This is a genomic window from Streptomyces sp. NPDC057486 (genome assembly GCF_042802415.1).
GTDB lineage: Bacteria > Actinomycetota > Actinomycetes > Streptomycetales > Streptomycetaceae > Streptomyces > Streptomyces yanii.
The window spans coordinates 88575-113688 of record NZ_JBHVEE010000001.1; the positions used below are offsets into that span (position 1 = coordinate 88575).

General features: G+C 69.4%; 21 protein-coding genes. 6 read left to right on the forward strand and 15 right to left on the reverse strand.

What is annotated here, in order from left to right; translation table 11 throughout:
- The first annotated feature begins 33 nt into the window (after positions 1-33).
- The 4 genes from ACFU6I_RS00485 to ACFU6I_RS00500 all read left to right on the forward strand — a co-directional run bounded on the left by ACFU6I_RS00485 (position 34) and on the right by ACFU6I_RS00500 (position 4592).
- On the forward strand, positions 34-2028 hold the full coding sequence (locus ACFU6I_RS00485; protein WP_384359856.1) for a CocE/NonD family hydrolase: 1995 nt from the start codon (positions 34-36) through the stop codon (positions 2026-2028).
- Between the two features lie 137 nt (positions 2029-2165).
- Positions 2166-3395 (forward strand): fumarylacetoacetase, encoded by a 1230-nt coding sequence (gene fahA, locus ACFU6I_RS00490; RefSeq protein WP_384359858.1) that lies wholly within the window; start codon positions 2166-2168, stop codon positions 3393-3395.
- The gene (locus tag ACFU6I_RS00495; protein ID WP_384359860.1) at positions 3392-4072 is read left to right on the forward strand and encodes a GPP34 family phosphoprotein; all 681 of its coding nucleotides are present in this window, start codon (positions 3392-3394) and stop codon (positions 4070-4072) included. The genes fahA and ACFU6I_RS00495 overlap by 4 nt, the downstream gene beginning before the upstream one ends.
- A 175-nt stretch (positions 4073-4247) precedes the next feature.
- Positions 4248-4592: a hypothetical protein gene (locus tag ACFU6I_RS00500; RefSeq protein WP_384359862.1), complete on the forward strand. Its 345-nt coding sequence runs from the start codon at positions 4248-4250 to the stop codon at positions 4590-4592.
- A gap of 28 nt (positions 4593-4620) precedes the next feature.
- On the opposite strand, the gene recQ is transcribed toward ACFU6I_RS00500, so the two are convergent.
- From recQ to ACFU6I_RS00575, 15 genes are all read right to left on the reverse strand, one after another.
- Complete coding sequence (gene recQ / locus ACFU6I_RS00505; protein ID WP_384359864.1) at positions 4621-6630, reverse strand: DNA helicase RecQ; 2010 nt, start codon at positions 6628-6630, stop codon at positions 4621-4623.
- Positions 6631-6832: 202 nt separating this feature from the next.
- Positions 6833-8497: an NADH-quinone oxidoreductase subunit NuoN gene (gene nuoN, locus ACFU6I_RS00510; protein WP_384359866.1), complete on the reverse strand. Its 1665-nt coding sequence runs from the start codon at positions 8495-8497 to the stop codon at positions 6833-6835.
- Positions 8494-10065, reverse strand: a complete 1572-nt coding sequence (locus ACFU6I_RS00515; RefSeq protein WP_384359868.1) for an NADH-quinone oxidoreductase subunit M — start codon at positions 10063-10065, stop codon at positions 8494-8496. Before ACFU6I_RS00515 ends, nuoN begins: the two co-directional genes overlap by 4 nt.
- 5 nt (positions 10066-10070) lie before the next feature.
- Complete coding sequence (gene nuoL, locus ACFU6I_RS00520; protein ID WP_384359870.1) at positions 10071-11966, reverse strand: NADH-quinone oxidoreductase subunit L; 1896 nt, start codon at positions 11964-11966, stop codon at positions 10071-10073.
- A 14-nt stretch (positions 11967-11980) separates the two neighbouring features.
- Positions 11981-12280 carry an NADH-quinone oxidoreductase subunit NuoK gene (gene nuoK, locus ACFU6I_RS00525; protein ID WP_037693122.1) on the reverse strand — a complete coding sequence of 100 codons (300 nt, stop codon included), beginning with the start codon at positions 12278-12280 and terminating at the stop codon, positions 11981-11983.
- Complete coding sequence (locus ACFU6I_RS00530) at positions 12277-13104, reverse strand: NADH-quinone oxidoreductase subunit J (protein WP_266982719.1); 828 nt, start codon at positions 13102-13104, stop codon at positions 12277-12279. Before ACFU6I_RS00530 ends, nuoK begins: the two co-directional genes overlap by 4 nt.
- Entirely contained in the window at positions 13101-13715 is a 615-nt protein-coding gene (gene nuoI, locus ACFU6I_RS00535; RefSeq protein WP_384359872.1) for an NADH-quinone oxidoreductase subunit NuoI, read from the reverse strand. The genes ACFU6I_RS00530 and nuoI overlap by 4 nt, the downstream gene beginning before the upstream one ends.
- A complete protein-coding gene (gene nuoH, locus ACFU6I_RS00540; RefSeq protein WP_384359874.1) occupies positions 13708-15126 on the reverse strand; it encodes an NADH-quinone oxidoreductase subunit NuoH in 1419 nt (472 codons plus the stop codon). Before nuoH ends, nuoI begins: the two co-directional genes overlap by 8 nt.
- Entirely contained in the window at positions 15123-17630 is a 2508-nt protein-coding gene (locus tag ACFU6I_RS00545) for an NADH-quinone oxidoreductase subunit G (protein WP_384359875.1), read from the reverse strand. The genes nuoH and ACFU6I_RS00545 overlap by 4 nt, the downstream gene beginning before the upstream one ends.
- Positions 17627-19009: an NADH-quinone oxidoreductase subunit NuoF gene (gene nuoF / locus ACFU6I_RS00550; protein WP_384359877.1), complete on the reverse strand. Its 1383-nt coding sequence runs from the start codon at positions 19007-19009 to the stop codon at positions 17627-17629. The genes ACFU6I_RS00545 and nuoF overlap by 4 nt, the downstream gene beginning before the upstream one ends.
- Positions 19006-19782 (reverse strand): NADH-quinone oxidoreductase subunit NuoE, encoded by a 777-nt coding sequence (nuoE, locus tag ACFU6I_RS00555; protein ID WP_376666265.1) that lies wholly within the window; start codon positions 19780-19782, stop codon positions 19006-19008. The genes nuoF and nuoE overlap by 4 nt, the downstream gene beginning before the upstream one ends.
- Before the next feature lie 29 nt (positions 19783-19811).
- A complete protein-coding gene (locus ACFU6I_RS00560; RefSeq protein WP_345514884.1) occupies positions 19812-21134 on the reverse strand; it encodes an NADH-quinone oxidoreductase subunit D in 1323 nt (440 codons plus the stop codon).
- Entirely contained in the window at positions 21134-21844 is a 711-nt protein-coding gene (locus ACFU6I_RS00565) for an NADH-quinone oxidoreductase subunit C (protein ID WP_384359879.1), read from the reverse strand. The genes ACFU6I_RS00560 and ACFU6I_RS00565 overlap by 1 nt, the downstream gene beginning before the upstream one ends.
- Positions 21841-22395 (reverse strand): NADH-quinone oxidoreductase subunit B family protein, encoded by a 555-nt coding sequence (locus tag ACFU6I_RS00570; protein WP_030926341.1) that lies wholly within the window; start codon positions 22393-22395, stop codon positions 21841-21843. The genes ACFU6I_RS00565 and ACFU6I_RS00570 overlap by 4 nt, the downstream gene beginning before the upstream one ends.
- A gap of 18 nt (positions 22396-22413) precedes the next feature.
- Positions 22414-22773 (reverse strand): NADH-quinone oxidoreductase subunit A, encoded by a 360-nt coding sequence (locus tag ACFU6I_RS00575; protein WP_003992243.1) that lies wholly within the window; start codon positions 22771-22773, stop codon positions 22414-22416.
- A gap of 795 nt (positions 22774-23568) precedes the next feature.
- Here ACFU6I_RS00575 and ACFU6I_RS00580 point away from each other — a divergent pair.
- Positions 23569-24378: a C40 family peptidase gene (locus tag ACFU6I_RS00580; protein WP_384359881.1), complete on the forward strand. Its 810-nt coding sequence runs from the start codon at positions 23569-23571 to the stop codon at positions 24376-24378.
- Between the two features lie 165 nt (positions 24379-24543).
- Positions 24544-25056 carry a DinB family protein gene (locus ACFU6I_RS00585; protein WP_384359883.1) on the forward strand — a complete coding sequence of 171 codons (513 nt, stop codon included), beginning with the start codon at positions 24544-24546 and terminating at the stop codon, positions 25054-25056.
- Positions 25057-25114 lie beyond the last annotated feature (58 nt).

Consider the following 25114-nt stretch of genomic DNA (forward strand, 5'->3'; position numbering starts at 1 on the left):
CGCACCGTGCACCCCCTCCACCGAGGTACCGCCATGCACATCAGGACCAGGTTCCCGTACGACACCACCCATGAGGACGTCCGCATCCCGCTGCCGGACGGCACCCTGCTGTACGCGCGGATCTGGAGGCCGGTCACCGACGAACCCGTGCCGGCGCTCCTGGAGTACCTGCCGTACCGGCTGAGCGACTGGACGGCGCCGCGCGACTGGCAGCGCCACCCCTGGTACGCGGGCCACGGCTACGCCTCCGTCCGCGTGGACGTCCGCGGGCACGGCAACAGCGAGGGAATGCCGGGCGACGAGTACGACGCGACCGAGCTCGCCGACGGGGTCGCCGTCATCCACTGGCTGGCCGAGCAGCAGTGGTGCTCCGGCCGGGTCGGCATGTTCGGCATCTCCTGGGGCGGCTCCAACTCGCTCCAGATCGCCGCGCTCGCCCCGGAGCCGCTGAAGGCGATCGTCACCGTCTGCTCGACCGACGACCGCTACGACAACGACGTGCACTACATGGGCGGTTCGGTCCTCGCCGTCGACATGCACGCCCGGGCGGCCACCATGCTCGCCTTCGTCTGCCGGCCCCCGGACCCGGCGCACGTCGGCGAGGACTGGAAGGACATGTGGTGCGACCGGCTCGAAGCGGTCGAGCCCTTCATCCACACCTGGCTGGCGCACCGGACCCGCGACGACTACTGGAAGCACGGAAGCGTCTGCGAGGACTACTCCGCCATCCGGGCGAACGTGCTCGCGGTCGGCGGCTGGCACGACCCGTACCGCGACACCGTGCTGCGGCTCGTCGAGCACCTCGACCCGGCGAAGGTGCGCGGGCTGATCGGCCCGTGGTCGCACCAGTACCCGGACCGCGGCCTGCCGCCGGGACCCTCGATCGGCTTCCTCCAGGAGACGCTGCGCTGGTGGGACCAGCACCTCAAGGACAGGGACACCGGCGTCATGTCCGAGCCGCTGCTGCGGTCCTGGATCAGCGAGTCGCACCGGCCCGCGACGGTGTACGAGACGCTGCCCGGACGGTGGGTCGGTGACACCGGCCGACCTTCGGAGAACATCACGCCGGTCACGTACGCCCTCCGGGGCGGACCGCAGACCGTCGATTCGCCGCAGCACACGGGGCTGGACGCCGGGCGGTTCCTCCCGTTCGGCAACGACGCCGATCTGCCACCCGACCAGCGCGACGAGGACGCCAAGTCGGTCTCCTTCGAGTTCCCGGTCGAGGACTCCCCCATCGAGATCCTGGGCCGCCCGAGGGTGACGCTCCGGATCCGCATGGACGTGCCGCGCGGCCAGGCGATCGCCCGGCTCTGCGACGTCGCCCCGGACGGCGCGTCCACACTCGTCACCCGCGGGGTCCTCAACCTGTCGGCCCGGCACGGCCGCGACCGGTCCGACGACTGGCCGCCCGGTGCGACCGAGGACGTCGCCTTCGAGCTGAACGGCATCGGGCACGCCTTCCCGCCCGGCCACCGGATCAGGCTCGCCGTCTCCTCCTCCTACTGGCCGTGGATCTGGCCGCAGGCCGGTTCGGCCGGCTTCACGCTGGACGCGGACGGCAGTTTCGTCGAACTGCCGGTGCGCCGCCGCACCGAGGACCCCTCGATCAGGTTCGAGCAGGCGGAGCAGTCGGAGCCGCTCGGCGTCGTCCACCCGGTGACGCTCGACGAGCCCCGCCCGGAGCGGCTGGTGGTCCGCGACGTGGCCAGGGGCGAATGGCGGCTGGAGGTCGACCCGCGCCACGGCGGCACCCGCGTCCACCCGGACGGCCTCGAATTCACCGAGGACGCGGTGGAGACGTACACGATCCAGGAGGACGACCCGCTGTCGGCACGCACCCGCTCCGACTGGACGATCCGGCTGCACCGGCCGGAGACGGCCTGGGACGCGCGGATCGAGACGCGGTCCGAGATCAGTGCGGACGCGACCGACTTCATCACGTCGGACGAGGTGGTGTGCAAGGACGGCGACGAGATCGTCTTCCACCGGACCTGGGAGAGGCGGATCCCGCGCACAGCGGGCTGAAAAGACCGCCGTACCCCTGCTCACGTGGGGGAATGCCGGAACTTTCCGGCCATTGCGCGTAGTTGCGACACTGCCGCGGGGTAGCAACACCGACGTAACGTGTCCCCCAATCGACCTGGAAAGCGAGGCAGCAACAGATGCCCGAGCAGAACAGCCCGCTCGATCTGGCCGAGGGCGACCCCTTCGGTCCGCACAACCTTCCGTACGGGGTGTTCTCCACCCACGACCACCCCGAGGACCGCCGGGTCGGCGTCCGCATCGGCGGCCACGTGCTGGACGCCGGAGCCGCGGCGCACACGCTCGGCTCGCCCTACGCCCAGCTTCTCGCCCAGCCGGACCTGACCGCACTGCTGTCGGCGGGCCGCACGGCATGGCGGGACGTCCGGCGGGCCCTGACCGCGTGGGTGACGGTTCCTGCGCACCGCCCGGACATCGAGCCACTGCTGCATCCGATCGGGGCGGTGACGCTCCATATGCCGTACGCGGTCGCGGACTACGTCGACTTCTACGCCAGCGAGAACCACGCCACCAATGTCGGAAAGATCTTCCGGCCGGACGGCGCCGCACTGACGCCGAACTGGAAGCATCTCCCGATCGGTTACCACGGCCGGTCCGGCACCGTCGTCGTCTCCGGCACGGATGTGGTGCGCCCCTCCGGCCAGCGCAAGGCCCCCTCCGACGCCGCCCCGGTCTTCGGCCCCTCGGTCAAGCTGGACATCGAGGCCGAGGTCGGCTTCGTGGTGGGTGTCCCCTCGGAGCAGGGACGGCCGGTCCCGCTCGGCGCGTTCCGCGACCATGTCTTCGGGCTCTCGCTGCTCAACGACTGGTCGGCACGGGACCTCCAGGCATGGGAGTACGTCCCGCTGGGCCCGTTCCTCGGCAAGTCCTTCGCCACGTCCGTATCGCCGTGGGTGACGCCGCTCGAAGCCCTGGAAGCGGCCCGGATCGCCCCGCCCGCCCGGGACTTCCCGCTGCTCCCCTACCTCGACGACACGGGCGAGGAGGAACCCGGCGGCCTCGACCTGCGGATCGCGGTCGCGATCAACGGGCAGGTGGTCGCCGAGCCGCCGTTCGCCACCATGTACTGGACGGCGGCCCAGATGCTGGCCCACATGACGGTGAACGGCGCCTCGCTGCGCACCGGCGACCTGTACGGCTCCGGCACGGTCAGCGGCGCCGAGCCCGGACAGCGCGGCTCGCTCCTGGAGCTCACCTGGAACGGCAGGGAACCGCTGGAACTCCCCGAGGGCAAGCGGACCTTCCTGGAGGACGGCGACATCGTGACGATGACGGCCTGGGCACCGGGACCGGACGGCACACGGGTCGGCCTCGGCGAGGTCACGGGACGGATCGTGCCCACGTCGTGAACCCCACTCCCCCGGAGCCCACGCTCCCCGAGGAACTGCTCCTGCTCGCCCTGGACCCGCAGCGCGGCAAGCCGTACTGCCGAAACCGTTTCCTGGAGTACGCGGTGGCGGGCGCGGTCCTCGCGGAGCTGGAGCTCCACGGCCGGATCGCCGAACAGCTCGGCCGGATACGGGTGATCAGTCCGCTCGCTCCCCAGGACCCGCTCCTCGCGCAGGTCCTGGGGAGCCTGCCGGCCCCGGACGAGGGCGGGCCCGCGGGCGGCGTCAGCGCCGAGCGGTGGATCCGGCGGACCGGCCGGTACGTCGAGGAGCTGTGCCTGGAGCATCTGGTGGGCCGCTCGGTCCTGCGCAGGGAGACCCACCGGCTCCTCGGCCTGCTCCCCTACCACCGCCACCCGGCGGCGGACCCGGCCGGACCGGCCGCGGTCCGGGAACGCTTCGCGGCCGCCGAGGCAGCCGGCTTCCCGGACCGGCGGAGCCGCACACTGGCCGCGCTGGTCTCGGCGACCGGTCTGTCGGGCACCGTGGCACAGGGCGGCTGGAGAAGCCGTTCGACGATGCGCGACCTGGTGCACGACGAGTGGACCGCGTACGCGGTGCGCCAGAACGTACGCCAGGACAAGGCCGACCGGAGCGGCACGGGTTCGGGGGGCGGCGGAGGCGACGGGGACGACTGACCCGGGCAAGGTGGCCGGGGACAGGCGCCTGACCGGCGGCTGACCGGGACAGAGGCCGGACGGGACTCCCGACGGTCAACGGTGCGCGGGGCGATCACACGTTCGGGGGAGCCCTATCCCATACCCGGCGGATACGCTGGAAAGTCCCGCGAGACTCCGACGCATGGGAGCACTCATGAGCGTCGAACCCGAGGCCCCCGAGCCGCGGTGGGCGGTTCCGCCCGTGGGCGGCTGGACCGCCGATGACCTGGACACACTCCCGAATCTGCCTCCGCACACGGAGCTGATCGACGGGAGCCTTGTTTTCGTGAGTCCGCAGACCCTCTTCCGTTCGCGGGCGGTCAGCTTCTTCGAGTGGCAGCTGCAGTCGCTGGTGCCTCCCGAGCTGCTGGAACCCGCCACCGGCGCCTACATCTCCACCGGCATCTTCCACGACCGGATGAAGGTCTCCGTGCCCTTCCCGATCGATCTCGATCTCACCGCGATCACCCCGCGCCGCCGGGCGGCGGACCCGGAGTAGTCCGGCCCCCGCCGCACCGCCCCGGCGCTCACTCGTACTCGGGTGGTTCCTCGTCCCAGCCGAACTCCGGGTCCGCGTCCGGGGCCACCGGCGGTCCCGGAACCGGGGCCGGAACGTGGTGCGGGACCGGTGCGGGTCCCGGGTCCGGCGCCTCGGGCCCTGCGTCCCCGAACGACCCCAGCACCTCCAGCACACCTTCGCCGTACGTCGCCAGCTTCTTCTCCCCCAGGCCGCCGATGCCGCCCAGCTCGCCCAGGGAAGCCGGCCGCACCGTCGCGATCTCGCGCAGCGTCGCGTCGTGGAAGATGACGTACGCCGGGACGCCCTGCTCCTTCGCCCGGACGCCACGCCAGGCCCGCAGCGCCTCGAAGACCGGTACGGCCTCCGGGGCCAGTTCGGCGACGGCCGCCGAGGTCTTCGCCTTGCGTTCGCCCTTCGAGGAGCGCGACGCGGGCTTCGCCGCCTCCTTGCGCAGCCGTACCTCGCGCTCGCGGCCGAGCACCGAGCCGCTGTCCTCCGTCAGCACCAGCGTGCCGTACTCGCCCTCGACCTCCAGCAGGCCCTGGGCCAGCAACTGCCGGACCACGCCACGCCATTCCGCCTCGGACAGCTCCTCGCCGATGCCGAAGACCGACAGCTGGTCGTGGTCGAACTGGATGACCTTCGCGGTCTTGCGGCCCAGCAGGATGTCGACGATCTGGCCGGCGCCGAACTTCTGGCCGCGCTCCCGCTTCAGCCTGACCACGGTGGACAGCAGCTTCTGCGCGGCCACCGTGCCGTCCCAGGTCTCGGGCGGGGTGAGGCAGGTGTCGCAGTTGCCGCAGGCCGCGGTCTGCGGCTCCTGGCCGAAGTATGTGAGCAGCCGGGCGCGCCGGCAGTCGGCGGTCTCGCACAGGGCGAGCATCGCGTCGAGGTGGGCGGCCGCGCGGCGGCGGAACGCCTCGTCGCCCTCGCCGCCCTGGATCAGCTTGCGCTGCTGGACGACGTCCTGGAGGCCGTACGCCATCCAGGCCGTGGACGGCAGCCCGTCACGGCCCGCGCGGCCGGTCTCCTGGTAGTAGCCCTCGACCGACTTCGGCAGGTCGAGGTGGGCGACGAACCGTACGTCCGGCTTGTCGATGCCCATGCCGAACGCGATCGTCGCCACGACGACCAGACCGTCCTCGCGCAGGAACCGTGCCTGGTGGCGCGCACGCGTCCCGGCGTCCAGACCCGCGTGGTACGGAACCGCCTCGATGCCGTTGCGGCAGAGATACTCGGCGATCCTCTCCGTCGAATTGCGCGACAGGCAGTAGACGATGCCGACGTCCCCGGCGTGCTCCTCCTTCAGGAAGGAGAGCAGCTGCTTCTTCGGGTCGGCCTTCGGCACGATCCGGTACTGGATGTTGGGCCGGTCGAAGCTGGCGACGAAGTGCTTCGCGTCGGGCATGCCCAGACGCTGGGTGATCTCCTGGTGCGTGGCGTTCGTCGCCGTGGCCGTCAGGGCGATCCGGGGCACGTCGGGCCAGCGCTCGCCGAGCACGGACAGGGCCAGATAGTCCGGCCGGAAGTCGTGGCCCCACTGGGCGACGCAGTGCGCCTCGTCGATGGCGAAGACGGAGATCTTTCCGCGGGCGAGCAGCTGGAGGGTGGAGTCCAGACGGAGCCGCTCCGGCGCCAGGTACAGCAGGTCCAGCTCACCGGCGAGGAATTCCGCCTCCGTGACCCGACGCTCGTCGAAGTCCTGCGTGGAGTTGATGAACCCGGCGCGCACACCGAGCGCCCGCAGCGCGTCGACCTGGTCCTGCATGAGCGCGATCAGCGGTGAGACGACGACGCCCGTACCTGGTCTGACCAGGGCCGGGATCTGGTAGCAGAGGGACTTTCCGCCACCGGTGGGCATGAGGACGACGGCGTCACCGCCCGCCACCACATGGTCGACGACCGCTTCCTGTTCGCCGCGGAACGTCTCGTAGCCGAACACCCGGTGCAGCGTCCGCTGCGCTTCGCTCTCGGCGCTCTCGGTCACATCCGTCATGGTCCCGCCCGTCCCGCTCATCGCTCTGTCACCCGGGGTCCGTCCCGTTCTCCTGCGCCGTCCCCTGCCACGATAAGCGCCGCCGGTGACAACGCCCGCCACGCTTGACAAGCCCGCGCTGCCCGCCGCTCCCGGAAAGCCGATCGCCGGGCAGGCTCGTCATGGAGCCCGCCCGGCGATCGGGAGCGGAACGGCAACCGGGACACCGGTCGGCCGCTCCGCGTCACCTCACGAACACTCCCGCCTGGCTCGCCAGGTCGAGGAAGTACTGCGGGGCCAGGCCCAGCACCAGCGTGACGGCGACACCGACCGCGATCGTCGTCATCGTCAGCGGGGACGGGACGGCGACCGTCGGGCCGTCCGCCTTCGGCTCACTGAAGAACATGAGCACGATGACCCGGATGTAGAAGAACGCGGCGATGGCGGACGCGATCACACCGACGACGACCAGGCCGCCCGCGCCGCCCTCGGCCGCCGCCTTGAAGACCGCGAACTTTCCGGCGAAGCCGGAGGTCAGCGGGATACCGGCGAAGGCCAGCAGATACACCGCGAAGACCGCGGCGACCAGGGGCGAGCGCCGTCCGAGCCCCGCCCACTTCGACAGGTGGGTCGCCTCGCCGCCCGCGTCGCGCACCAGCGTGACGACGGCGAACGCGCCGACCGTCACGAAGGAGTACGCACCCAGGTAGAAGAGCACCGAGGAGATGCCGCTGGGGGTCGTCGCGATGACACCGGCGAGGATGAATCCGGCGTGCGCGATGGACGAGTAGGCCAGCAGCCGCTTGATGTCGGTCTGGGTGATGGCGACGACCGCACCGCCCAGCATCGTGACGATCGCGACGGCCCACAGGACCGGCCGCCAGTCCCAGTTGAGGCCCGGCAGCACCACGTACAGCAGGCGCAGCAGCGCACCGAAGGCGGCGACCTTCGTGGCCGCGGCCATGAAGCCGGTGACCGGGGTCGGGGCGCCCTGGTAGACGTCCGGGGTCCACATGTGGAACGGGACGGCGCCGACCTTGAAGAGCAGCCCGGTCAGGATCATCGCGCCGCCGATCAGCAGCAGCACGTCGTTGCCCATGGTGGCGGCGAGCGCCGGGTCGATCTGGGTGACGGAGCCGTCGACCACGTTGGCGATGGCCGCGTACGAGACGGAGCCCGCGTACCCGTACAGCAGGGCGATCCCGAAGAGCAGGAACGCCGACGAGAAGGCGCCGAGCAGGAAGTACTTCACCGCCGCCTCCTGCGACATCAGCCGCTTGCGGCGGGCGACGGCGCACAGCAGGTAGAGCGGGAGGGAGAAGACCTCCAGGGCCACGAAGAGCGTCAGCAGGTCGTTGGCCGCCGGGAAGACCAGCATGCCCGCCACCGAGAAGAGGAGCAGCGGGAAGACCTCGGTGGTGGTGAACCCCGCCTTGACCGCGGCCTGCTCGCTCTCGCTGCCGGGCACCGAGGCGGCCTGTGCGGCGAACGAGTCGACGCGGTTGCCGTGCGCCACGGGGTCGAGCCGCCGCTCGGCGAAGGTGAAGACGGCGACCAGCGACGTCAGCAGGATGGTGCCCTGCAGGAACAGGGCGGGTCCGTCGACGGCGATGGCACCCATCGCGGCGATGTGCGCCTTCGTCGTGCCGTACCCCCCGGCCGCGAGGCCGACGACCGCGGCGAACGCGGCGGCGAGGGCGACGACGGTCAGGAAGACCTGGGTGTAGTAGCGCGCCCGGCGCGGCACGAAGGCCTCGACGAGTACGCCGACGACGGCGACACCGATCACGATGAGGACCGGGGTCAGCTGGGCGTACTCGATGACCGGCGCCTTGAACTTCTCGTCCGGGGCGGCCGCTGTCACCCCGCCCGCCATTGTCCACAGGCTGTGGACAGCTGTTGCGCTCACTTGGCGGCCTCCACCTCAGGCTGGGGGTCCTTCTTGTGTACGTCCGACATGGTGTGCTGCACCGCCGGGTTGACGATCTCCGTGAGCGGCTTCGGATAGACGCCCAGGAAGATCAGGAGCGCGACGAGCGGGAGGACCACCACCAGCTCCCGGACCTTCAGGTCGGCCATGCCCTGGACCTCGGCCTTCACCGGGCCCGTCATCGTCCGCTGGTAGAGGACGAGGACGTAGAGCGCGGCGAGCACGATACCGGTGGTGGCGATGATGCCGGCCGCCGGATATGCGCTGAACGTTCCGACCAGGACGAGGAATTCGCTGACGAACGGGGAGAGGCCGGGGAGCGACAGGGTGGCGAGCCCGCCGATCAGGAACGTGCCGGCCAGGACCGGCGCCACCTTCTGCACCCCGCCGTAGTCGGCGATGAGCCTCGAACCGCGCCGGGTGATCAGGAAGCCCGCCACCAGCATCAGCGCGGCCGTCGAGATGCCGTGATTGACCATGTAGAGCGTGGCGCCCGACTGGCCCTGGCTGGTCATCGCGAAGATGCCCAGGATGATGAAGCCGAAGTGCGAGATCGACGCATAGGCGATCAGGCGCTTGATGTCGCGCTGGCCGACGGCGAGCAGCGCACCGTACACGATGCTGATCAGCGCGAGGACCAGGATCACCGGCGTCGCCCACTTGCTGGCCTCGGGGAACAGCTGGAGGCAGAAGCGGAGCATCGCGAAGGTGCCGACCTTGTCGACGACCGCGGTGATCAGGACGGCGACCGGGGAGGTCGCCTCGCCCATGGCGTTGGGCAGCCAGGTGTGCAGCGGCCAGAGCGGGGCCTTCACCGCGAAGGCGAAGAAGAACCCGAGGAACAGCCAGCGTTCGGTGTCGGTCGCCATGGAGAGCGAGCCGTTGGCGCGGGCCTCGGCGATCTCGGAGAGCGAGAAGGTGCCCGCGACGACGTACAGGCCGATGACGGCGGCCAGCATGATGAGCCCGCCGGCCAGGTTGTAGAGGAGGAACTTGACCGCGGCGTACGAACGTTGCGCCGCGGCGTTCTCGTCGCTGCCGGAGTGCGCCCGGTCCCCGAAGCCGCCGATGAGGAAGTACATCGGGATGAGCATGGCTTCGAAGAGGATGTAGAAGAGGAAGACGTCGGTGGCCTCGAAGGAGAGGATCACCATCGCTTCGACCATCAGGATCAGGGCGAAGAAGCCCTGGGTGGGACGCCAGCGCGAGGACTTCGTCTCCAGGGGATCGGCGTCGTGCCAGCCGGCCAGGATGACGAACGGGATCAGCAGGGCGGTGAGCGCCAGGAGCGCCACCCCGATGCCGTCCACGCCCAGTTCGTACCGGACGCCGAAGTCCTTGATCCAGGCGTGCGATTCGGTGAGCTGGTAGCGGGCGCCGCCGGGCTCGAAGCGGGCGAGCACGATGCCCGCCAGCACGAGGGTGGCCAGCGAGAAGAGCAGCGCCAGCCATTTCGCGGCGGTGCGCCGGGCGGCCGGGACGGCGGCGGTGGCGATCGCGCCGATCGCCGGGAGCGCCGCCGTCGCTGTCAGGAGGGGAAAGGACATGGTGATCAGACCGCCCTCATCAGCAGGGTCGCGGCGATGACGACCGCCGTACCGCCGAACATCGAGACCGCGTAGGAGCGGGCGTAGCCGTTCTGCAGCTTGCGCAGCCGGCCGGAGAGCCCGCCCATCGTTGCGGCCGTGCCGTTGACCACACCGTCGACCAGGGTGTGGTCGACGTACACCAGGGAGCGGGTGAGGTGCTCGCCGCCGCGGACCAGGACCACGTGGTTGAAGTCGTCCTGGAGGAGATCGCGGCGGGCGGCCCGGGTGAGCAGCGAGCCGCGCGGGGCGACGACCGGGACGGGTCCGCGACCGTACATCGCCCAGGCGATGGCGACGCCGATGACGAGCACCACCATGGTGGCGGCGGTGACCGTCATGGCGCTGACGGGGGAGTCTCCGTGGCTGTGTCCGGTGACCGGCTCCAGCCAGTTCAGGAAACGGTCACCGATGGAGAAGAACCCTCCGGCGAAGACCGAACCGAACGCGAGGACGATCATGGGGATGGTCATCGACTTCGGGGACTCGTGCGGGTGCGGATCGTGCCCCTCGGCGTCGGGTTGCCAGCGCTTCTCGCCGAAGAACGTCAGCAGCATCACGCGCGTCATGTAGAACGCGGTGATCGCGGCGCCCAGCAGCGTGACGGCGCCGAGGATCCAGCCCTCGGTGCCGCCCTTGGCGAACGCCGCCTCGATGATCTTGTCCTTGGAGAAGAACCCGGACAGGCCGGGGAAACCGATGATCGCCAGGTAGCCGAGGCCGAAGGTGATGAAGGTGACCGGCATGTACCTGCGCAGGCCGCCGAACTTCCGCATGTCGACCTCGTCGTTCATGCCGTGCATGACCGAACCCGCGCCGAGGAAGAGCCCGGCCTTGAAGAAGCCGTGCGTCACCAGGTGCATGATCGCGAAGACATAGCCGATCGGGCCGAGCCCGGCGGCCAGGATCATGTAGCCGATCTGCGACATCGTCGACCCGGCGAGGGCCTTCTTGATGTCGTCCTTCGCGCAACCGACGATCGCACCGAAGAGCAGCGTGACCCCACCGACGACCACGACGACCAGCTGCGCGTCCGGGGCGGCGTTGAAGATCGCGCCCGAGCGTACGATCAGGTAGACGCCCGCGGTCACCATGGTGGCGGCGTGGATGAGGGCCGAGACCGGGGTCGGGCCCTCCATCGCGTCACCGAGCCAGGACTGCAGCGGTACCTGGGCCGACTTGCCGCAGGCGGCGAGCAGCAGCATCAGGCCGATCGCCGTCAGCTTGCCCTCGCTCGTCTCCCCGGTCGAGGCCAGGACGGGGCCGAAGGCGAAGGTGCCGAACGTGGTGAACATCAGCATGATCGCGATCGACAGGCCCATGTCGCCGACCCGGTTGACCAGGAACGCCTTCTTGGCGGCGGTGGCCGCGCTGGGCTTGTGCTGCCAGAAGCCGATCAGCAGGTACGACGCCAGACCGACGCCCTCCCACCCGACGTACAGCAGCAGGTAGTTGTCCGCGATGACCAGCAGGAGCATCGCGGCGAGGAACAGGTTCAGATAGCCGAAGAATCGGCGCCGGCGCTCGTCGTGCTCCATGTAGCCGATCGAGTAGATGTGGATCAGGGTGCCCACACCGGTGATCAGCAGCACGAACGTCATCGACAGCTGGTCGAGCTGGAAGGCCACGTCGGCCCGGAAACCCTCGACCGGGATCCAGCTGAACAGGTACTGGTGCAGAGCCCGTTGGCCGACACCCTTCCCCAGCATGTCCACGAAGAGCACCGCACCGACGACGAACGACGCGGCGGCGAGCAGCGTGCCGATCCAGTGTCCGAAGCGGTCCAGCCGTCGACCGCCGCAGAGCAGCACGGCCGCTCCGAGCAGGGGCGCCGCGACGAGCAGCGCAATGAGGTTGTCCACGATTCAGCGTCCCCTTACAGCTTCATCAGGCTGGCGTCGTCGACCGAGGCCGAGTGGCGGGAACGGAACAGCGACACGATGATCGCGAGCCCGACCACGACCTCGGCGGCGGCGACGACCATCGTGAAGAAGGCGATGATCTGGCCGTCGAGGTTGCCGTGCATCCGGGAGAAGGTGACGAACGCGAGGTTGCAGGCGTTGAGCATCAGCTCCACGCACATGAACACCACGATCGCGTTCCGCCTGATCAGCACCCCGGACGCGCCGATGGTGAACAACAGGGCGGAGAGATAGAGGTAGTTGACCGGATTCACTTGGTGACCTCCTCTTCGTCCTGGTCACGGCCGAGCCGCTCCTCGGAGCGCTGCTCCAGCGCCTTGAGGTCGGCCAGCGACTCGTTCGACACGTCGCGGATCTGGCCGCGCTGCCGCAGTGTCTGCATGACGGTGAGCTCGGACGCGGTGCCGTCAGGGAGCAGACCGGCGATGTCCACGGCGTTGTGCCGGGCGTAGACACCCGGGGCGGGCAGCGGCGGCAGGTGCTTGCCGCGTACGCGCTCCTGCGACATCTCCCGCTGGGTCTTGGCCCGTTCGGTGCGCTCCCGGTGGGTGAGCACCATCGCGCCGACCGTCGCCGTGATCAGCAGGGCGCCGGTGATCTCGAAGGCGAAGACGTACTTGGTGAAGATGAGGCTGGCCAGCCCCTCGACGTTTCCGCCGTGCGCGGCGTTCGCGGTGCCGAGTCCGTTGAAGCTGTTCAGCGAGGCGTTGCCGATGCCCGCGATCAGCAGGACACCGAAGCCGAGCCCGCATCCCGCGGCCAGCCAGCGCTGACCCTTGAGGGTCTCCTTCAGCGAATCCGCCGCCGTGACGCCGACGAGCATGACCACGAAGAGGAACAGCATCATGATCGCGCCGGTGTAGACGACGATCTGGACGACGCCGAGGAAGTAGGCGCCGTTGGCCAGGTAGAACACCGCCAGGACGATCATGGTCCCGGCGAGGCTCAGCGCGCTGTGCACGGCTTTCTTCATCAGCACGGTGGACAACGCGCCGATCACGGCGACCGTGCCGAGCACCCAGAACTGGAAGGCCTCGCCGGTCGATGTGGTGGAGGCCGCTGCGGCCAGGCCGGTCATGCGTCCACCTCCTCGTCCTTGGCCGCCTGCTCCTTGGACTCCCCCTTGGAGGCCGCGACCTGACGCTCCGTGCCGGGCGCCGCCTCGGTGACCAGACCCCGGTAGTAGTCCTGCTCGTCCATGCCCGGGAAGATCGCGTGCGGAGTGTCGACCATGCCCTCCTCCAGGCCCGCGAGCAGCTCGTCCTTGGTGTAGATGAGGCTCTCGCGGGTGGTGTTGGCGAGCTCGAACTCATTGGTCATCGTGAGCGCCCGGGTCGGGCACGCCTCGATGCACAGTCCGCAGAGAATGCAGCGCGCGTAGTTGATCTGGTAGACGCGGCCGTAGCGCTCACCCGGGGAGTAGCGCTCCTCGTCGGTGTTGTCCGCGCCCTCCACATAGATCGCGTCAGCGGGACAGGCCCAGGCGCACAGCTCGCAGCCGACGCACTTCTCCAGGCCGTCCGGGTGACGGTTGAGCTGGTGCCTGCCGTGGAAGCGCGGCGCCGTCACCTTCTGCTGTTCGGGGTACTGCTCGGTCAGCCGCTTCTTGAACATGGCCTTGAAGGTCACGCCGAAGCCGGCCACAGGATTCTGGAACTTGTCCCCAGTGGACTCCGATGGCTCAGACACCGTCAGCCTCCTTTCCGTCACTCGGACTTCCACCAATCTGACTGCCGTCACTCTGGGTATCCGGCCCGCCACTGACAACGAGCTCCCGCTCGTGCCGTGGCCTGCGGCGCGGTACCGGCGGCAGGGTCTGTCCGGGCAGCGGCGGCACCGGGAATCCGCCCGCCATCGGGTCGAACTCCGGCCGGGGTCCGGCTTCCGTCCCGGCCGCCTTGGCCGAGCGGTCCCGGAAGATGTCGACGACGAAGGAGATCAGCAGGATCGCGATCACGGCCCCGGCCACGTACAGCACGATCTTCGAGAAGTCGTAGCCCTCGTTGCGCAGCGCCCGCACGGTCGCGACCAGCATCAGCCAGACCACGGAGACCGGGATCAGGACCTTCCAGCCGAGCTTCATCAGCTGGTCGTAGCGGACGCGGGGCAGCGTGCCGCGCAGCCAGATGAAGAAGAACAGCAGCAGCTGGACCTTGAGGACGAACCAGAGCATCGGCCACCAGCCGTGGTTCGCGCCCTCCCAGAAGGTGCTGATCGGCCACGGGGCCCGCCAGCCGCCCAGGAACAGCGTCGTGGAGACGGCGGAGACGGTGACCATGTTGACGTACTCGGCGAGCATGAACATCGCGAACTTGATCGACGAGTACTCGGTGTTGAAGCCGCCGACGAGGTCGCCCTCGGACTCCGGCATGTCGAACGGGGCGCGGTTGGTCTCACCGACCATGGTGACGATGTAGATGATGAACGAGACCGGCAGCAGGATGATGAACCAGCGGTCCTGCTGCGCCTCCACGATCTTCGAGGTCGACATCGACCCGGAGTAGAGGAAGACGGAGGCGAACGCGGCGCCCATCGCGATCTCGTACGAGATCATCTGCGCGCAGGAGCGCAATCCGCCGAGCAGCGGGTACGTCGATCCGGAGGACCAGCCGGCCAGCACGATGCCGTAGATCCCGACCGACGCGACCGCGAGGACGTAGAGCATCGCGATCGGCAGGTCGGTGAGCTGCATCGCCGTACGGTGGCCGAAGATCGAGACCTCGTTGCCGGACGGCCCGAACGGGATCACGGCGATCGCCATGAACGCCGGTACGGCGGCGACGATCGGCGCGAGGACATAGACGACCTTGTCCGCCCGCTTGACGATGACGTCTTCCTTCAGCATCAGCTTGATGCCGTCGGCGAGCGACTGGAGCATGCCCCAGGGGCCGTGCCGGTTGGGGCCGATGCGCAGCTGCATCCAGGCGACGACCTTGCGCTCCCACACGATGGAGAAGAGCACGGTCACCATCAGGAACGCGAAGCAGAACACCGCCTTGATGACGACGAGCCACCAGGGGTCGGTGCCGAACATCGACAGATCCTCGGCGGCGAGTACGGCACGGTCGGGTGCCGAGGCCAGTTGAGCGAGGGCAGTCACGCTCGCACCTCCGGTGTGACGTCGGGAGTACCCGGTGCGGCGGGGCCGATCCGGACCAGACCGCCGGGGTGGGCGCCGGTGTCGGCCGGTACGCCCCGCCCGACGGAGTTCAGCGGCACCCAGACCACCCGGTCCGGCATGTCGGTGACCTGCAGCGGGAGTTCGACGCTGCCGGACGGTCCGGTGACGGCCAGCAGATCGCCGTCCTTCACACCCGTCTCCGCGGCGGTGACGGCGGAGAGCCGGGCGACCGCCGCGTGACGGGTGCCGGCCAGCGCCGCGTCGCCCTCCTGGAGCCGCCCCTGGTCGAGCAGCAGCCGGTGGCCCGCGAGGACCGCCTCGCCGTCGCCGGGCCGGGGCAGCGGCTGCGCCGACTCGTGCGGGTCGGCGGCGCGCGTACCGGTCCAGCCGCCGAGCCGGTCCAGCTCACGGCGTACGGACCTCAGATCCGGCAGCGCGAAGTGGACGTCGAGCGTGTCGGCGAGCATGTGCAGAACCCGGGCATCGGTCGGCGCGAGTCTCCGCGTCATCTGCTCGGGCTTCAGCGCCGCCTCGAACATCCGGGCCCTGCCTTCCCAGTTGAGGAAGGTGCCGGGCTTCTCGGCCACCGCGGCGACCGGGAAGACGACGTCGGCCCGCTCGGTGATCTCGCTGGGCCTCAGCTCCAGCGAGACGAGGAAGCCGATCCGGTCCAGCGCCTCCAGGGCGCGGGCCGGGTCCGGCAGGTCGGCGGTCTCCACCCCGGCGACGAGCAGCGCGCCCAGTTCGCCGGTGGCGGCGGCCTCGACGATCTGGCCGGTGTCGCGGCCGAACCGGGAGGGGAGTTCGGCGACGCCCCATACGGCCGCCACCTCGTCCCTGGCACGCGGGTCGGTGGCCGGGCGGCCGCCGGGCAGCAGCGACGGCAGCGCGCCCGCCTCCACCGCACCGCGCTCGCCGGCCCGGCGCGGGATCCACACCAGGCGGGACCCGGTCGCGGTGGCCGCCCGTACCGCGGCGGTCAGCCCGCCCGGTACGCCGGCCAGCCGTTCGCCCACCACGATCACGGCACCCTCGCCGCGCAGCGCCTCGGCCGCCGCGGCTCCGTCGCCGTCGAGTCCGACGGCGCCCGCGATCGCGTCCAGCCACTCGGTCTCGGTGCCGGGAGCTGCGGGCAGCAGCGTGCCGCCCGCCTTCTCCAGACCGCGGGTGGCGTGCGAGGCGACGGCGAAGGTGCGCTGGCCGTGCTTGCGGTGGGCCTTGCGCAGCCGCAGGAAGACGCCGGGCGCCTCCTCCTCGGACTCGAAGCCGACCAGCAGGACGGTCGGAGCCTTCTCCAGCGAGGTGTAGGTGATCCCGCTGCCGTCCAGGTCGCGTCCGCGCCCGGCGACGCGGGCGGCCAGGAAGTCGGCCTCCTCGCCGCTGTGCACCCGGGCCCGGAAGTCGATGTCGTTCGTATCGAGGGCGATCCGGGCGAACTTGCTGTACGCGTAAGCGTCCTCGACGGTCAGCCGGCCGCCGGTGAGGACGCCGGTCCTGCCGCGTGCCGCGGCGAGCCCGGCGGCCGCGGCAGCCAGTGCCTCGGGCCAGCTCGCCGGTTCGAGGACACCGTCCGCGTTCCGTACCAGCGGCGTGGTGAGCCGGTCCCGCTGCTGCGCGTAGCGGAAGCCGAAGCGACCCTTGTCGCAGACCCACTCCTCGTTGACCTCGGGGTCGTTGGCTGCGAGCCGCCGCATGACCTTGCCGCGCCGGTGATCGGTGCGGGTCGCGCAGCCGCCCGCGCAGTGTTCGCACACCGACGGCGACGACACCAGGTCGAAGGGGCGGGAGCGGAACCGGTACGCCGCCGAGGTGAGTGCGCCGACCGGGCAGATCTGGATGGTGTTGCCGGAGAAGTACGACTCGAACGGGTCGCCCTCGCCCGTGCCGACCTGCTGGAGCGCGCCGCGCTCGATCAGCTCGATCATCGGGTCGCCCGCCACCTGGTTGGAGAACCGGGTGCAGCGCGCGCAGAGCACACACCGCTCACGGTCCAGCAGCACCTGGGTGGAGATCGGAACGGGCTTCTCGTACGTCCGCTTCTTTCCGTCGAACCGGGAGTCCGGGTCGCCGTGCGACATCGCCTGGTTCTGCAGCGGGCACTCGCCGCCCTTGTCGCAGACCGGGCAGTCCAGCGGGTGGTTGATGAGCAGCAGCTCCATCACACCGCGCTGCGCCTTGTCGGCGACCGGCGAGGTGAGCTGCGACTTGACCACCATGCCGTCGGTGCACGTGATGGTGCAGGACGCCATCGGCTTGCGCTGGCCCTCGACCTCGACGATGCACTGGCGGCAGGCGCCGGCCGGGTCGAGGAGCGGGTGGTCGCAGAAGCGCGGGATCTCGATGCCGAGGAGTTCGGCGGCGCGGATGACCAGGGTGCCCTTGGGCACGCTGATCTCGATGCCGTCGATCGTCAGCGTGACAAGGTCCTCGGGCGGAACCGCCGCCTCGCCGCCCCCGGAGGGCGCACTTGTGGTGACTGTCATGCGTTCACCCCCTGGTGAGCGTTCTTGTCGTCGGCCCAGGCGGTCGACTTGGCGGGATCGAAGGGGCAGCCCCGGCCGGTGATGTGCTGCTCGTACTCCTCGCGGAAGTACTTCAGCGAGGAGAAGATCGGCGAGGCGGCGCCGTCGCCGAGGGCGCAGAAGGACTTGCCGTTGATGTTGTCGGCGATGTCGTTCAGCTTGTCGAGGTCGGCCATCTGTCCCTTGCCGGCCTCGATGTCGCGGAGCAACTGGACGAGCCAGTAGGTGCCTTCACGGCACGGCGTGCACTTGCCGCAGGACTCATGGGCGTAGAACTCGGTCCAGCGGGTGACGGCCCGCACGACGCAGGTCGTCTCGTCGAAGCACTGGAGCGCCTTGGTGCCGAGCATGGAACCGGCGGCGCCGACGCCCTCGTAGTCGAGGGGCACATCGAGGTGCTCGTCGGTGAACATCGGGGTGGAGGAGCCGCCCGGGGTCCAGAACTTCAGCCGGTGGCCGGCGCGCATGCCGCCGCTCATGTCGAGCAGCTGGCGCAGCGTGATGCCGAGCGGGGCCTCGTACTGTCCGGGGCTGGCGACGTGGCCGCTGAGCGAGTACAGCGTGAAGCCCGGGGACTTCTCGCTGCCCATCGACTTGAACCACTCCTTGCCGTTGTTCAGGATCGCGGGAACCGAGGCGATGGACTCGACGTTGTTCACCACGGTGGGGCAGGCGTACAGACCGGCGACCGCGGGGAAGGGGGGCCGCAGCCGAGGCTGGCCGCGTCGCCCTTCGAGCGAGTCGAGCAGTGCGGTCTCCTCACCGCAGATGTACGCGCCCGCGCCCGCGTGCACGGTGAGTTCCAGGTCGAGTCCGGAGCCCAGGATGCTCGTCCCGAGGTAGCCCGCTTCGTACGCCTCGCGCACGGCTTCGTGCAGGCGCCGCAGTACGGGGACGACCTCACCGCGCAGATAGATGAAGGCATGCGAGGAGCGGATCGCGTAGCAGGCGATCACGATGCCTTCGATGAGGCTGTGCGGGTTGGCGAAGAGGAGCGGGATGTCCTTGCAGGTCCCGGGCTCCGACTCGTCGGCGTTGACCACCAGGTAGTGCGGCTTGCCGTCACCCTGCGGGATGAACTGCCACTTCATGCCGGTGGGGAAGCCCGCGCCGCCGCGGCCGCGCAGTCCGGAGTCCTTGACGTACGCGATGAGGTCGTCCGGGGACATGGCGAGGGCCTTGCGCAGCCCCTCGTAGCCGCCGTGCCGCTTGTAGGTGTCCAGGGTCCAGGACTCGGGCTCGTCCCAGAAGGCGGAGAGCACGGGTGAGAGCAGCTTCTCGGGGCTGGCCCCGCTGTCGTTGCCGCCCCCGTCGTTGATTTCGGCTGCCAACGTCATCACTCTCCCTCCTCTGCTGCGGGACCGGCCGGGTGGTCCGGGTCGGATGCGGAGGTCTGCTGCGGAGCGTCGGTGCGGGCCTGCTCGCCGCGCGGGGCGACGACCTTCGGGTGCGGTTCCTCACCCTTCGCCAGCCGGAGGCCGACCAGCGAGGCGGGGCCCGCTCCGCCGGTCGCCTCGACGGCGCCGGGGCGCTGGTCGGGGAAGCCGGCCAGGATCCGCGCGGTCTCCTTGTACGAGCAGAGTGGGGCGCCGCGGGTGGGTTCGACGGTGCGCCCGGCGATCAGGTCGTCGACGAGCTGCGTCGCGCTCTCGGGCGTCTGGTTGTCGAAGAACTCCCAGTTGACCATCACCACGGGTGCGAAGTCGCAGGCCGCGTTGCACTCGATGTGTTCGAGGGTGACCTTGCCGTCCTCGGTCGTCTCGTTGTTGCCGACGCCGAGATGCTGCTTCAGCCGGTCGAAGATGGCGTCGCCGCCCATCACCGCACACAGCGTGTTGGTGCAGACCCCCACCTGGTAGTCGCCGCTGGGCTTGCGCCGGTACATCGTGTAGAAGGTGGCGACCGCGGTGACCTCGGCGGTGGTGAGGCCGAGCAGCTCGGCGCAGAGCGCCATGCCCGTGCGGGAGACGTATCCCTCCTCGGACTGCACCAGGTGCAGCAGCGGCAGCAGCGCGGAGCGGCTGTCGGGGTAGCGGGCGATCACCTCCTTCGCGTCCGCTTCGAGCCTGGCGCGCACCTCGGCCGGGTAGGCGGGGGCGGGGAGCTGCGGCATCCCCAGACTGACTTCCTGACGTGCTTCGGTCACCGGTCGACGCCTCCCATCACGGGGTCGATGGACGCGACGGCGACGATGACGTCGGCGACCTGGCCGCCCTCGCACATCGCCGCCATGGCCTGCAGATTGGTGAAGGACGGGTCGCGGAAGTGGACCCGGTAGGGGCGGGTTCCGCCGTCCGAGACGACATGCACGCCGAGCTCGCCCTTGGGCGATTCGACGGCGGTGTACGCCTGTCCGGCCGGGACCCTGAAGCCCTCGGTCACCAGCTTGAAGTGGTGGATCAGGGCCTCCATGGAGGTCCCCATGATCTTCTTGATGTGGTCGAGCGAGTTGCCGAGTCCGTCGGGTCCCAGCGCGAGCTGAGCGGGCCAGGCGATCTTCTTGTCGGCGACCATGACCGGCCCGGGGGCGAGCCGGTCGATGCACTGCTCGATGATCCGCAGCGACTGCCGCATCTCTTCCAGACGGATGAGGAAGCGGCCGTAGGCGTCGCAGCTGTCGGCGGTGGGGACATCGAATTCGTATGTCTCGTAGCCGCAATAGGGATCGGTCTTGCGCAGATCGTGCGGGAGCCCGGCGGAGCGCAGGATGGGGCCGGTGGCGCCGAGCGCCATGCAGCCGGTCAGGTCGAGATAGCCGACGTCCTGCATGCGGGCCTTGAAGATGGGGTTGCCGGTGGCGAGCTTGTCGTACTCCGGCAGGTTCTTCTTCATGGTCTTCACGAACTCGCGCAGCTGGTCGAGCGCGCCCGGCGGCAGGTCCTGGGCGAGTCCGCCGGGCCGGACGAACGCGTGATTCATCCGGAGCCCGGTGATCAGCTCGAACAGATCGAGAACGAGTTCACGATCACGGAACCCGTAGATCATGATCGTGGTGGCGCCGAGCTCCATGCCACCGGTGGCGATGCACACCAGGTGCGAGGAGATCCGGTTGAGCTCCATCAGGAGCACGCGCAGGACCGTCGCCCGGTCGGGGATCTGGTCCTCGATACCGAGGAGCTTCTCGACGCCCAGGCAGTACGCCGTCTCGTTGAAGAACGGCGTCAGGTAATCCATGCGCGTGACGAACGTGGTGCCCTGCGTCCAGTTCCGGAATTCGAGGTTCTTCTCGATGCCGGTGTGGAGGTAGCCGATGCCGCAGCGGGCCTCCGTGACGGTCTCGCCGTCGATCTCCAGGATCAGCCGCAGCACGCCGTGCGTGGACGGGTGCTGGGGACCCATGTTGACGATGATGCGCTCGTCGTCGGACTTGACCGCCGACTCGACCACCTCGTCCCAGTCGCCGCCGGTGACCGTATATACAGTCCCCTCGGTCGTGGCGCGAGGCGTTGCATGGGGAGTAGTCATCAGGAGTACGACCTCCGCTGGTCCGGAGCCGGGATCTGGGCGCCCTTGTACTCGACGGCGATGCCACCGAGCGGGTAGTCCTTGCGCTGCGGGAAGCCCTGCCAGTCGTCCGGCATCATGATGCGGGTGAGGGCCGGGTGCCCGTCGAAGATGAGCCCGAAGAAGTCGTAGGTCTCGCGCTCGTGCCAGTCGTTGGTCGGATAGACCGTGACGAGCGACGGGATGTGCGGGTCGCTGTCCGGGGCCGAGACCTCCAGCCGGATCAGCCGGCCGTGGGTGATCGACCGCAGATGGTAGACGGCGTGCAGTTCGCGGCCCTTGTCGCCGAGGAAGTGGACACCGCTCACCCCGGTGCAGAGCTCGAAGCGCAGGGCCGGGTCGTCGCGCAGGGTTCGGGCCACGGTGAGCAGGTGCTCGCGCGCGATGTGGAAGGTGAGTTCACCGCGGTCGACGACGGTCTTCTCGATGGCGTTGCCGGGAAGCAGATCCTGCTCCTCCAGGGCTCCTTCGAGCTCGTCGGCCACCTCGTCGAACCAGCCGCCGTACGGCCGGGACGTGGCGCCCGGCAGCGTCACCGTGCGGACGAGACCGCCGTAGCCGGTGGTGTCGCCGCCGTTGTTGGCGCCGAACATGCCCTTGCGTACGCCGATGACCTCGCCGGTCTCGTCGCGCGGCGCGGGTACGCCGTTGTTGTTCTGCTCGTCGCTCACCGCAGCAGCCCCTTCATCTCGATCAGGGGAAGCGCCTTGAGTGCCGCGTCCTCCGCCTCGCGGGCGGCCTCCTCCGCGTTGACCCCGAGCTTGGAGCCCTGGATCTTCTGGTGGAGCTTGAGAATGGCGTCCATCAGCATCTCGGGGCGTGGCGGACAACCCGGCAAATAGATATCGACCGGGACAATGTGATCAACACCTTGCACAATGGCGTAATTGTTGAACATCCCACCTGATGATGCACAAACCCCCATGGAGATAACCCACTTGGGGTTCGGCATCTGGTCGTAGACCTGCCGCAGGACGGGCGCCATCTTCTGACTGACCCGCCCTGCCACGATCATCAGATCCGCCTGCCGCGGCGATCCGCGGAAGACCTCCATCCCGAACCGGGCCAGGTCGTAGCGCCCGGCTCCGGTCGTCATCATCTCGATGGCGCAGCAGGCCAGACCGAACGTCGCGGGGAAGACGGAGGATTTCCGCACCCAGCCGGCGGCCTGCTCGACAGTGGTCAGCACGAAGCCGCTGGGCAGCTTCTCTTCGAGTCCCATGGTGTGCCCCTCAGCCCCTCAGTCCCATTCCAGGCCGCCGCGACGCCATACATACGCGTAGGCGACGAAGACGGTGAGCACGAAGAGCAGCATCTCGACGAGCCCGAAGATCCCCAGGGCGTCGAACGTGACCGCCCAGGGATAGAGGAAGACGATCTCGATGTCGAAGACGATGAAGAGCATCGCCGTCAGGTAGTACTTGATGGGGAAGCGGCCGCCTCCGGCTGGAGTGGGGGTGGGTTCGATACCGCACTCGTACGCTTCGAGCTTTGCTCGGTTGTACCGCTTTGGGCCGATAAGCGTGGCCATGACCACGGAGAAGATCGCAAACCCTGCCCCGAGGGCGCCGAGCACGAGGATGGGCGCGTAGGCATTCACGCTCCTCGCTCCTTCCAGTCGTCCTTGACCGTTGGACCGCATCGGGCGACCGGCTCGCCACCTCACCAAGATCGTGCACATGTGAGGCAGTTCACAAGCCCGACTGCCCCGCATCCTATGCCTGCCGTCCTGTGATCTGCGACACGGGGTACTACACCGACTTTGTGATCTCCACCACCCGGCGAAGGATCATGAAGCCGGATGAGGAGTGATCTTCGTACGCAAAGCGGCCGCTCGATCACGAGACGTGACATCTGGTGTTGTTATTGCTGGTCAAGGCGATGCTCCTCTAACAATCAGACGCCTCGACTAGCAAATTGGCAATGGACGGCCGGGTGGTGATAAGAGGATCCGTCCCATTCCGGGTCACCCGCGCGAGGGGCTCGCGGGGAGTGAAGTGGACGCGTGCGGACATTCGCGATCTTCCGGACGAAACGTCGCCCGCCGCACCTGCCGCCGCGCGGCCCACCGCGCCGAGCAGCCCGCCGTCGACGCCGTCGCGCGCGCCGACGGCTCGCATGCCCACCACGCAACAGTCACGCTGTGACCTGCATCACCCCGCAAGGCCTTCAACAAAAGCGGGCTTGGCCATCGGTGTGAACGGATGGTAAGCGGCGGGCAATTCGGGCGAATTACTGAAAGCCCGTGATCACAGCGGTGATCATGCATGCCCGGTTTGCCCGTTACGGCGTCAATAAAGGCCGCCAGAAAGCGGATTCACAGATTCCGAACGTAACTGTGTCGCAACACACGTTTCTTGAAGGGAACCCGGGGGCCCTGATAGCGCTAGTACTCATGTCCCACACCGCTCACATACCCAGCCACCGGAAGCCCCGTCGAAGCGTCCCGAAAACGGCGCTGAGGGCCGGAGTTGCCGGTGGCGTCCTCAGCACCATCGCGGTCGCGGCCGCTGCCGGTCCGGCCCAGGCCGAGCCGGTGACCCAGACCATCGAGATGCCCACCCTCACCTCCGGGCTCTCCACCTCCGTCGCCGCGTCCGCCGAGGCCACGCAGCAGATCGCCCTGGACCTGGAGACGCAGGCCCACGAGGACGCAGCAGCCACCAGCGCGGCCAAGGCCGCCACGAAGGCCAAGGCCGAGGCGGTCCGCAAGGCTGAGGCCAAGAAGAAGGCAGAGGCGGCCGCCAAGGCCAAGGCGGAGGCCGCCCTGCGCGCCTCCCGCTCCGAGGCCCGCACGACGCTCAGCGCGTCCGGCTCCACCGCCGTGGCCTCCTCCTCGTCGAGCGCCACCGGCTCCGCCGCGTCCGTCATCGCGTTCGTCAAGGCACAGGTCGGCGACGCATACGTGTCCGGCGGCACCGGCCCCAACTCCTGGGACTGCTCCGGCCTGGTCCAGGCCGCGTTCCGCACGGTGGGCGTCGACCTCCCGCGCGTCTCGCAGGCCCAGTCGACCGCCGGCACCCAGGTCTCGCTGAGCAACCTCCAGCCCGGCGACATCCTCTACTGGGGCGGCGCGGGCTCCGCGTACCACGTCGGCGTCTACGTGGGCGGCGGCCAGTTCGTCGGTGCGCAGAACTCCAGCACCGGTGTGGTGCAGCGCCCGCTGAGCTACGACCCGCCGTCGGGCGCGGTCCGCGTTCTCTGATTCACAAGCGCGCGAACACGGCGAAGGGCCGTCGCTCCCCCGCTCGGGAGCGACGGCCGTTCGTCGTGGAGCGGTGGGCCCGGTGCCGTCGCTGCCGCCCCGGTGCCTTGTCCGTTCCCGGATCCGCCTGCGCCCACGGTCCCGGTCGGGGTAGCTTCGACTCCCATGACCCGCCCGCGTATACGCCCTCCGTACGAAGCCGACGAGCGGACCCAGTTGCTCGGCTGGTTCGACATGCAGCGGGCGGTCGTCCACTGGAAGTGCGAGGGGCTGTCCGAGAGCGATGCGCACCGGGCCGTGCTCCCCGCCTCGCCGCATCTGTCGGCCGCAGGGATCGTCTCGCATCTGCGCTGGGTCGAGAATTGCTGGTTCGAGGTGATGTTCCTCGGCCGGCCCGCCGTGGGGCCGCGGTTCGACCCGGACACCGAGGATGCCGACATGCGGGTCGACGGCATTCCGCTCGCACAGCTCCTCAAGGAGTACGAGCAGCAGTGCGCCGTCACCGACGAGATCGTCGCGGCCCACGCCCTGGAGGACGTGGGCCGCCATCCCGACTTCGAGCTCGCCTCCGCGAGTCTGCGGTGGATGCTGTTCCACATGATCGAGGAGACGGCCCGGCACGCCGGTCATCTCGATGCCGTGCGGGAGATCATCGACGGCGAGAAGGGCTACTACTGACCCGGCCGGGGGCGCCGCCCGCCCCCGAATCCGTGCAGCGGGACAGCGGGCTCACCGC

Excerpts from the sequence above, each read along its gene's own strand:
- ACFU6I_RS00580 (WP_384359881.1), top strand. The coding sequence starts at position 23,569 with ATGTCCCACACCGCTCACATACCCAGCCACCGGAAGCCCCGTCGAAGC.
- ACFU6I_RS00530 (WP_266982719.1), bottom strand. The coding sequence starts at position 13,104 with ATGACCGGCCTGGCCGCAGCGGCCTCCACCACATCGACCGGCGAGGCC.
- ACFU6I_RS00515 (WP_384359868.1), bottom strand. The coding sequence starts at position 10,065 with ATGTCCTTTCCCCTCCTGACAGCGACGGCGGCGCTCCCGGCGATCGGC.
- ACFU6I_RS00500 (WP_384359862.1), top strand. The coding sequence starts at position 4,248 with ATGAGCGTCGAACCCGAGGCCCCCGAGCCGCGGTGGGCGGTTCCGCCC.
- ACFU6I_RS00545 (WP_384359875.1), bottom strand. The coding sequence starts at position 17,630 with ATGACAGTCACCACAAGTGCGCCCTCCGGGGGCGGCGAGGCGGCGGTT.
- fahA (WP_384359858.1), top strand. The coding sequence starts at position 2,166 with ATGCCCGAGCAGAACAGCCCGCTCGATCTGGCCGAGGGCGACCCCTTC.
- recQ (WP_384359864.1), bottom strand. The coding sequence starts at position 6,630 with ATGAGCGGGACGGGCGGGACCATGACGGATGTGACCGAGAGCGCCGAG.
- ACFU6I_RS00585 (WP_384359883.1), top strand. The coding sequence starts at position 24,544 with ATGACCCGCCCGCGTATACGCCCTCCGTACGAAGCCGACGAGCGGACC.
- ACFU6I_RS00485 (WP_384359856.1), top strand. The coding sequence starts at position 34 with ATGCACATCAGGACCAGGTTCCCGTACGACACCACCCATGAGGACGTC.
- ACFU6I_RS00560 (WP_345514884.1), bottom strand. The coding sequence starts at position 21,134 with ATGACTACTCCCCATGCAACGCCTCGCGCCACGACCGAGGGGACTGTA.
- ACFU6I_RS00570 (WP_030926341.1), bottom strand. The coding sequence starts at position 22,395 with ATGGGACTCGAAGAGAAGCTGCCCAGCGGCTTCGTGCTGACCACTGTC.
- nuoE (WP_376666265.1), bottom strand. The coding sequence starts at position 19,782 with ATGCCGCAGCTCCCCGCCCCCGCCTACCCGGCCGAGGTGCGCGCCAGG.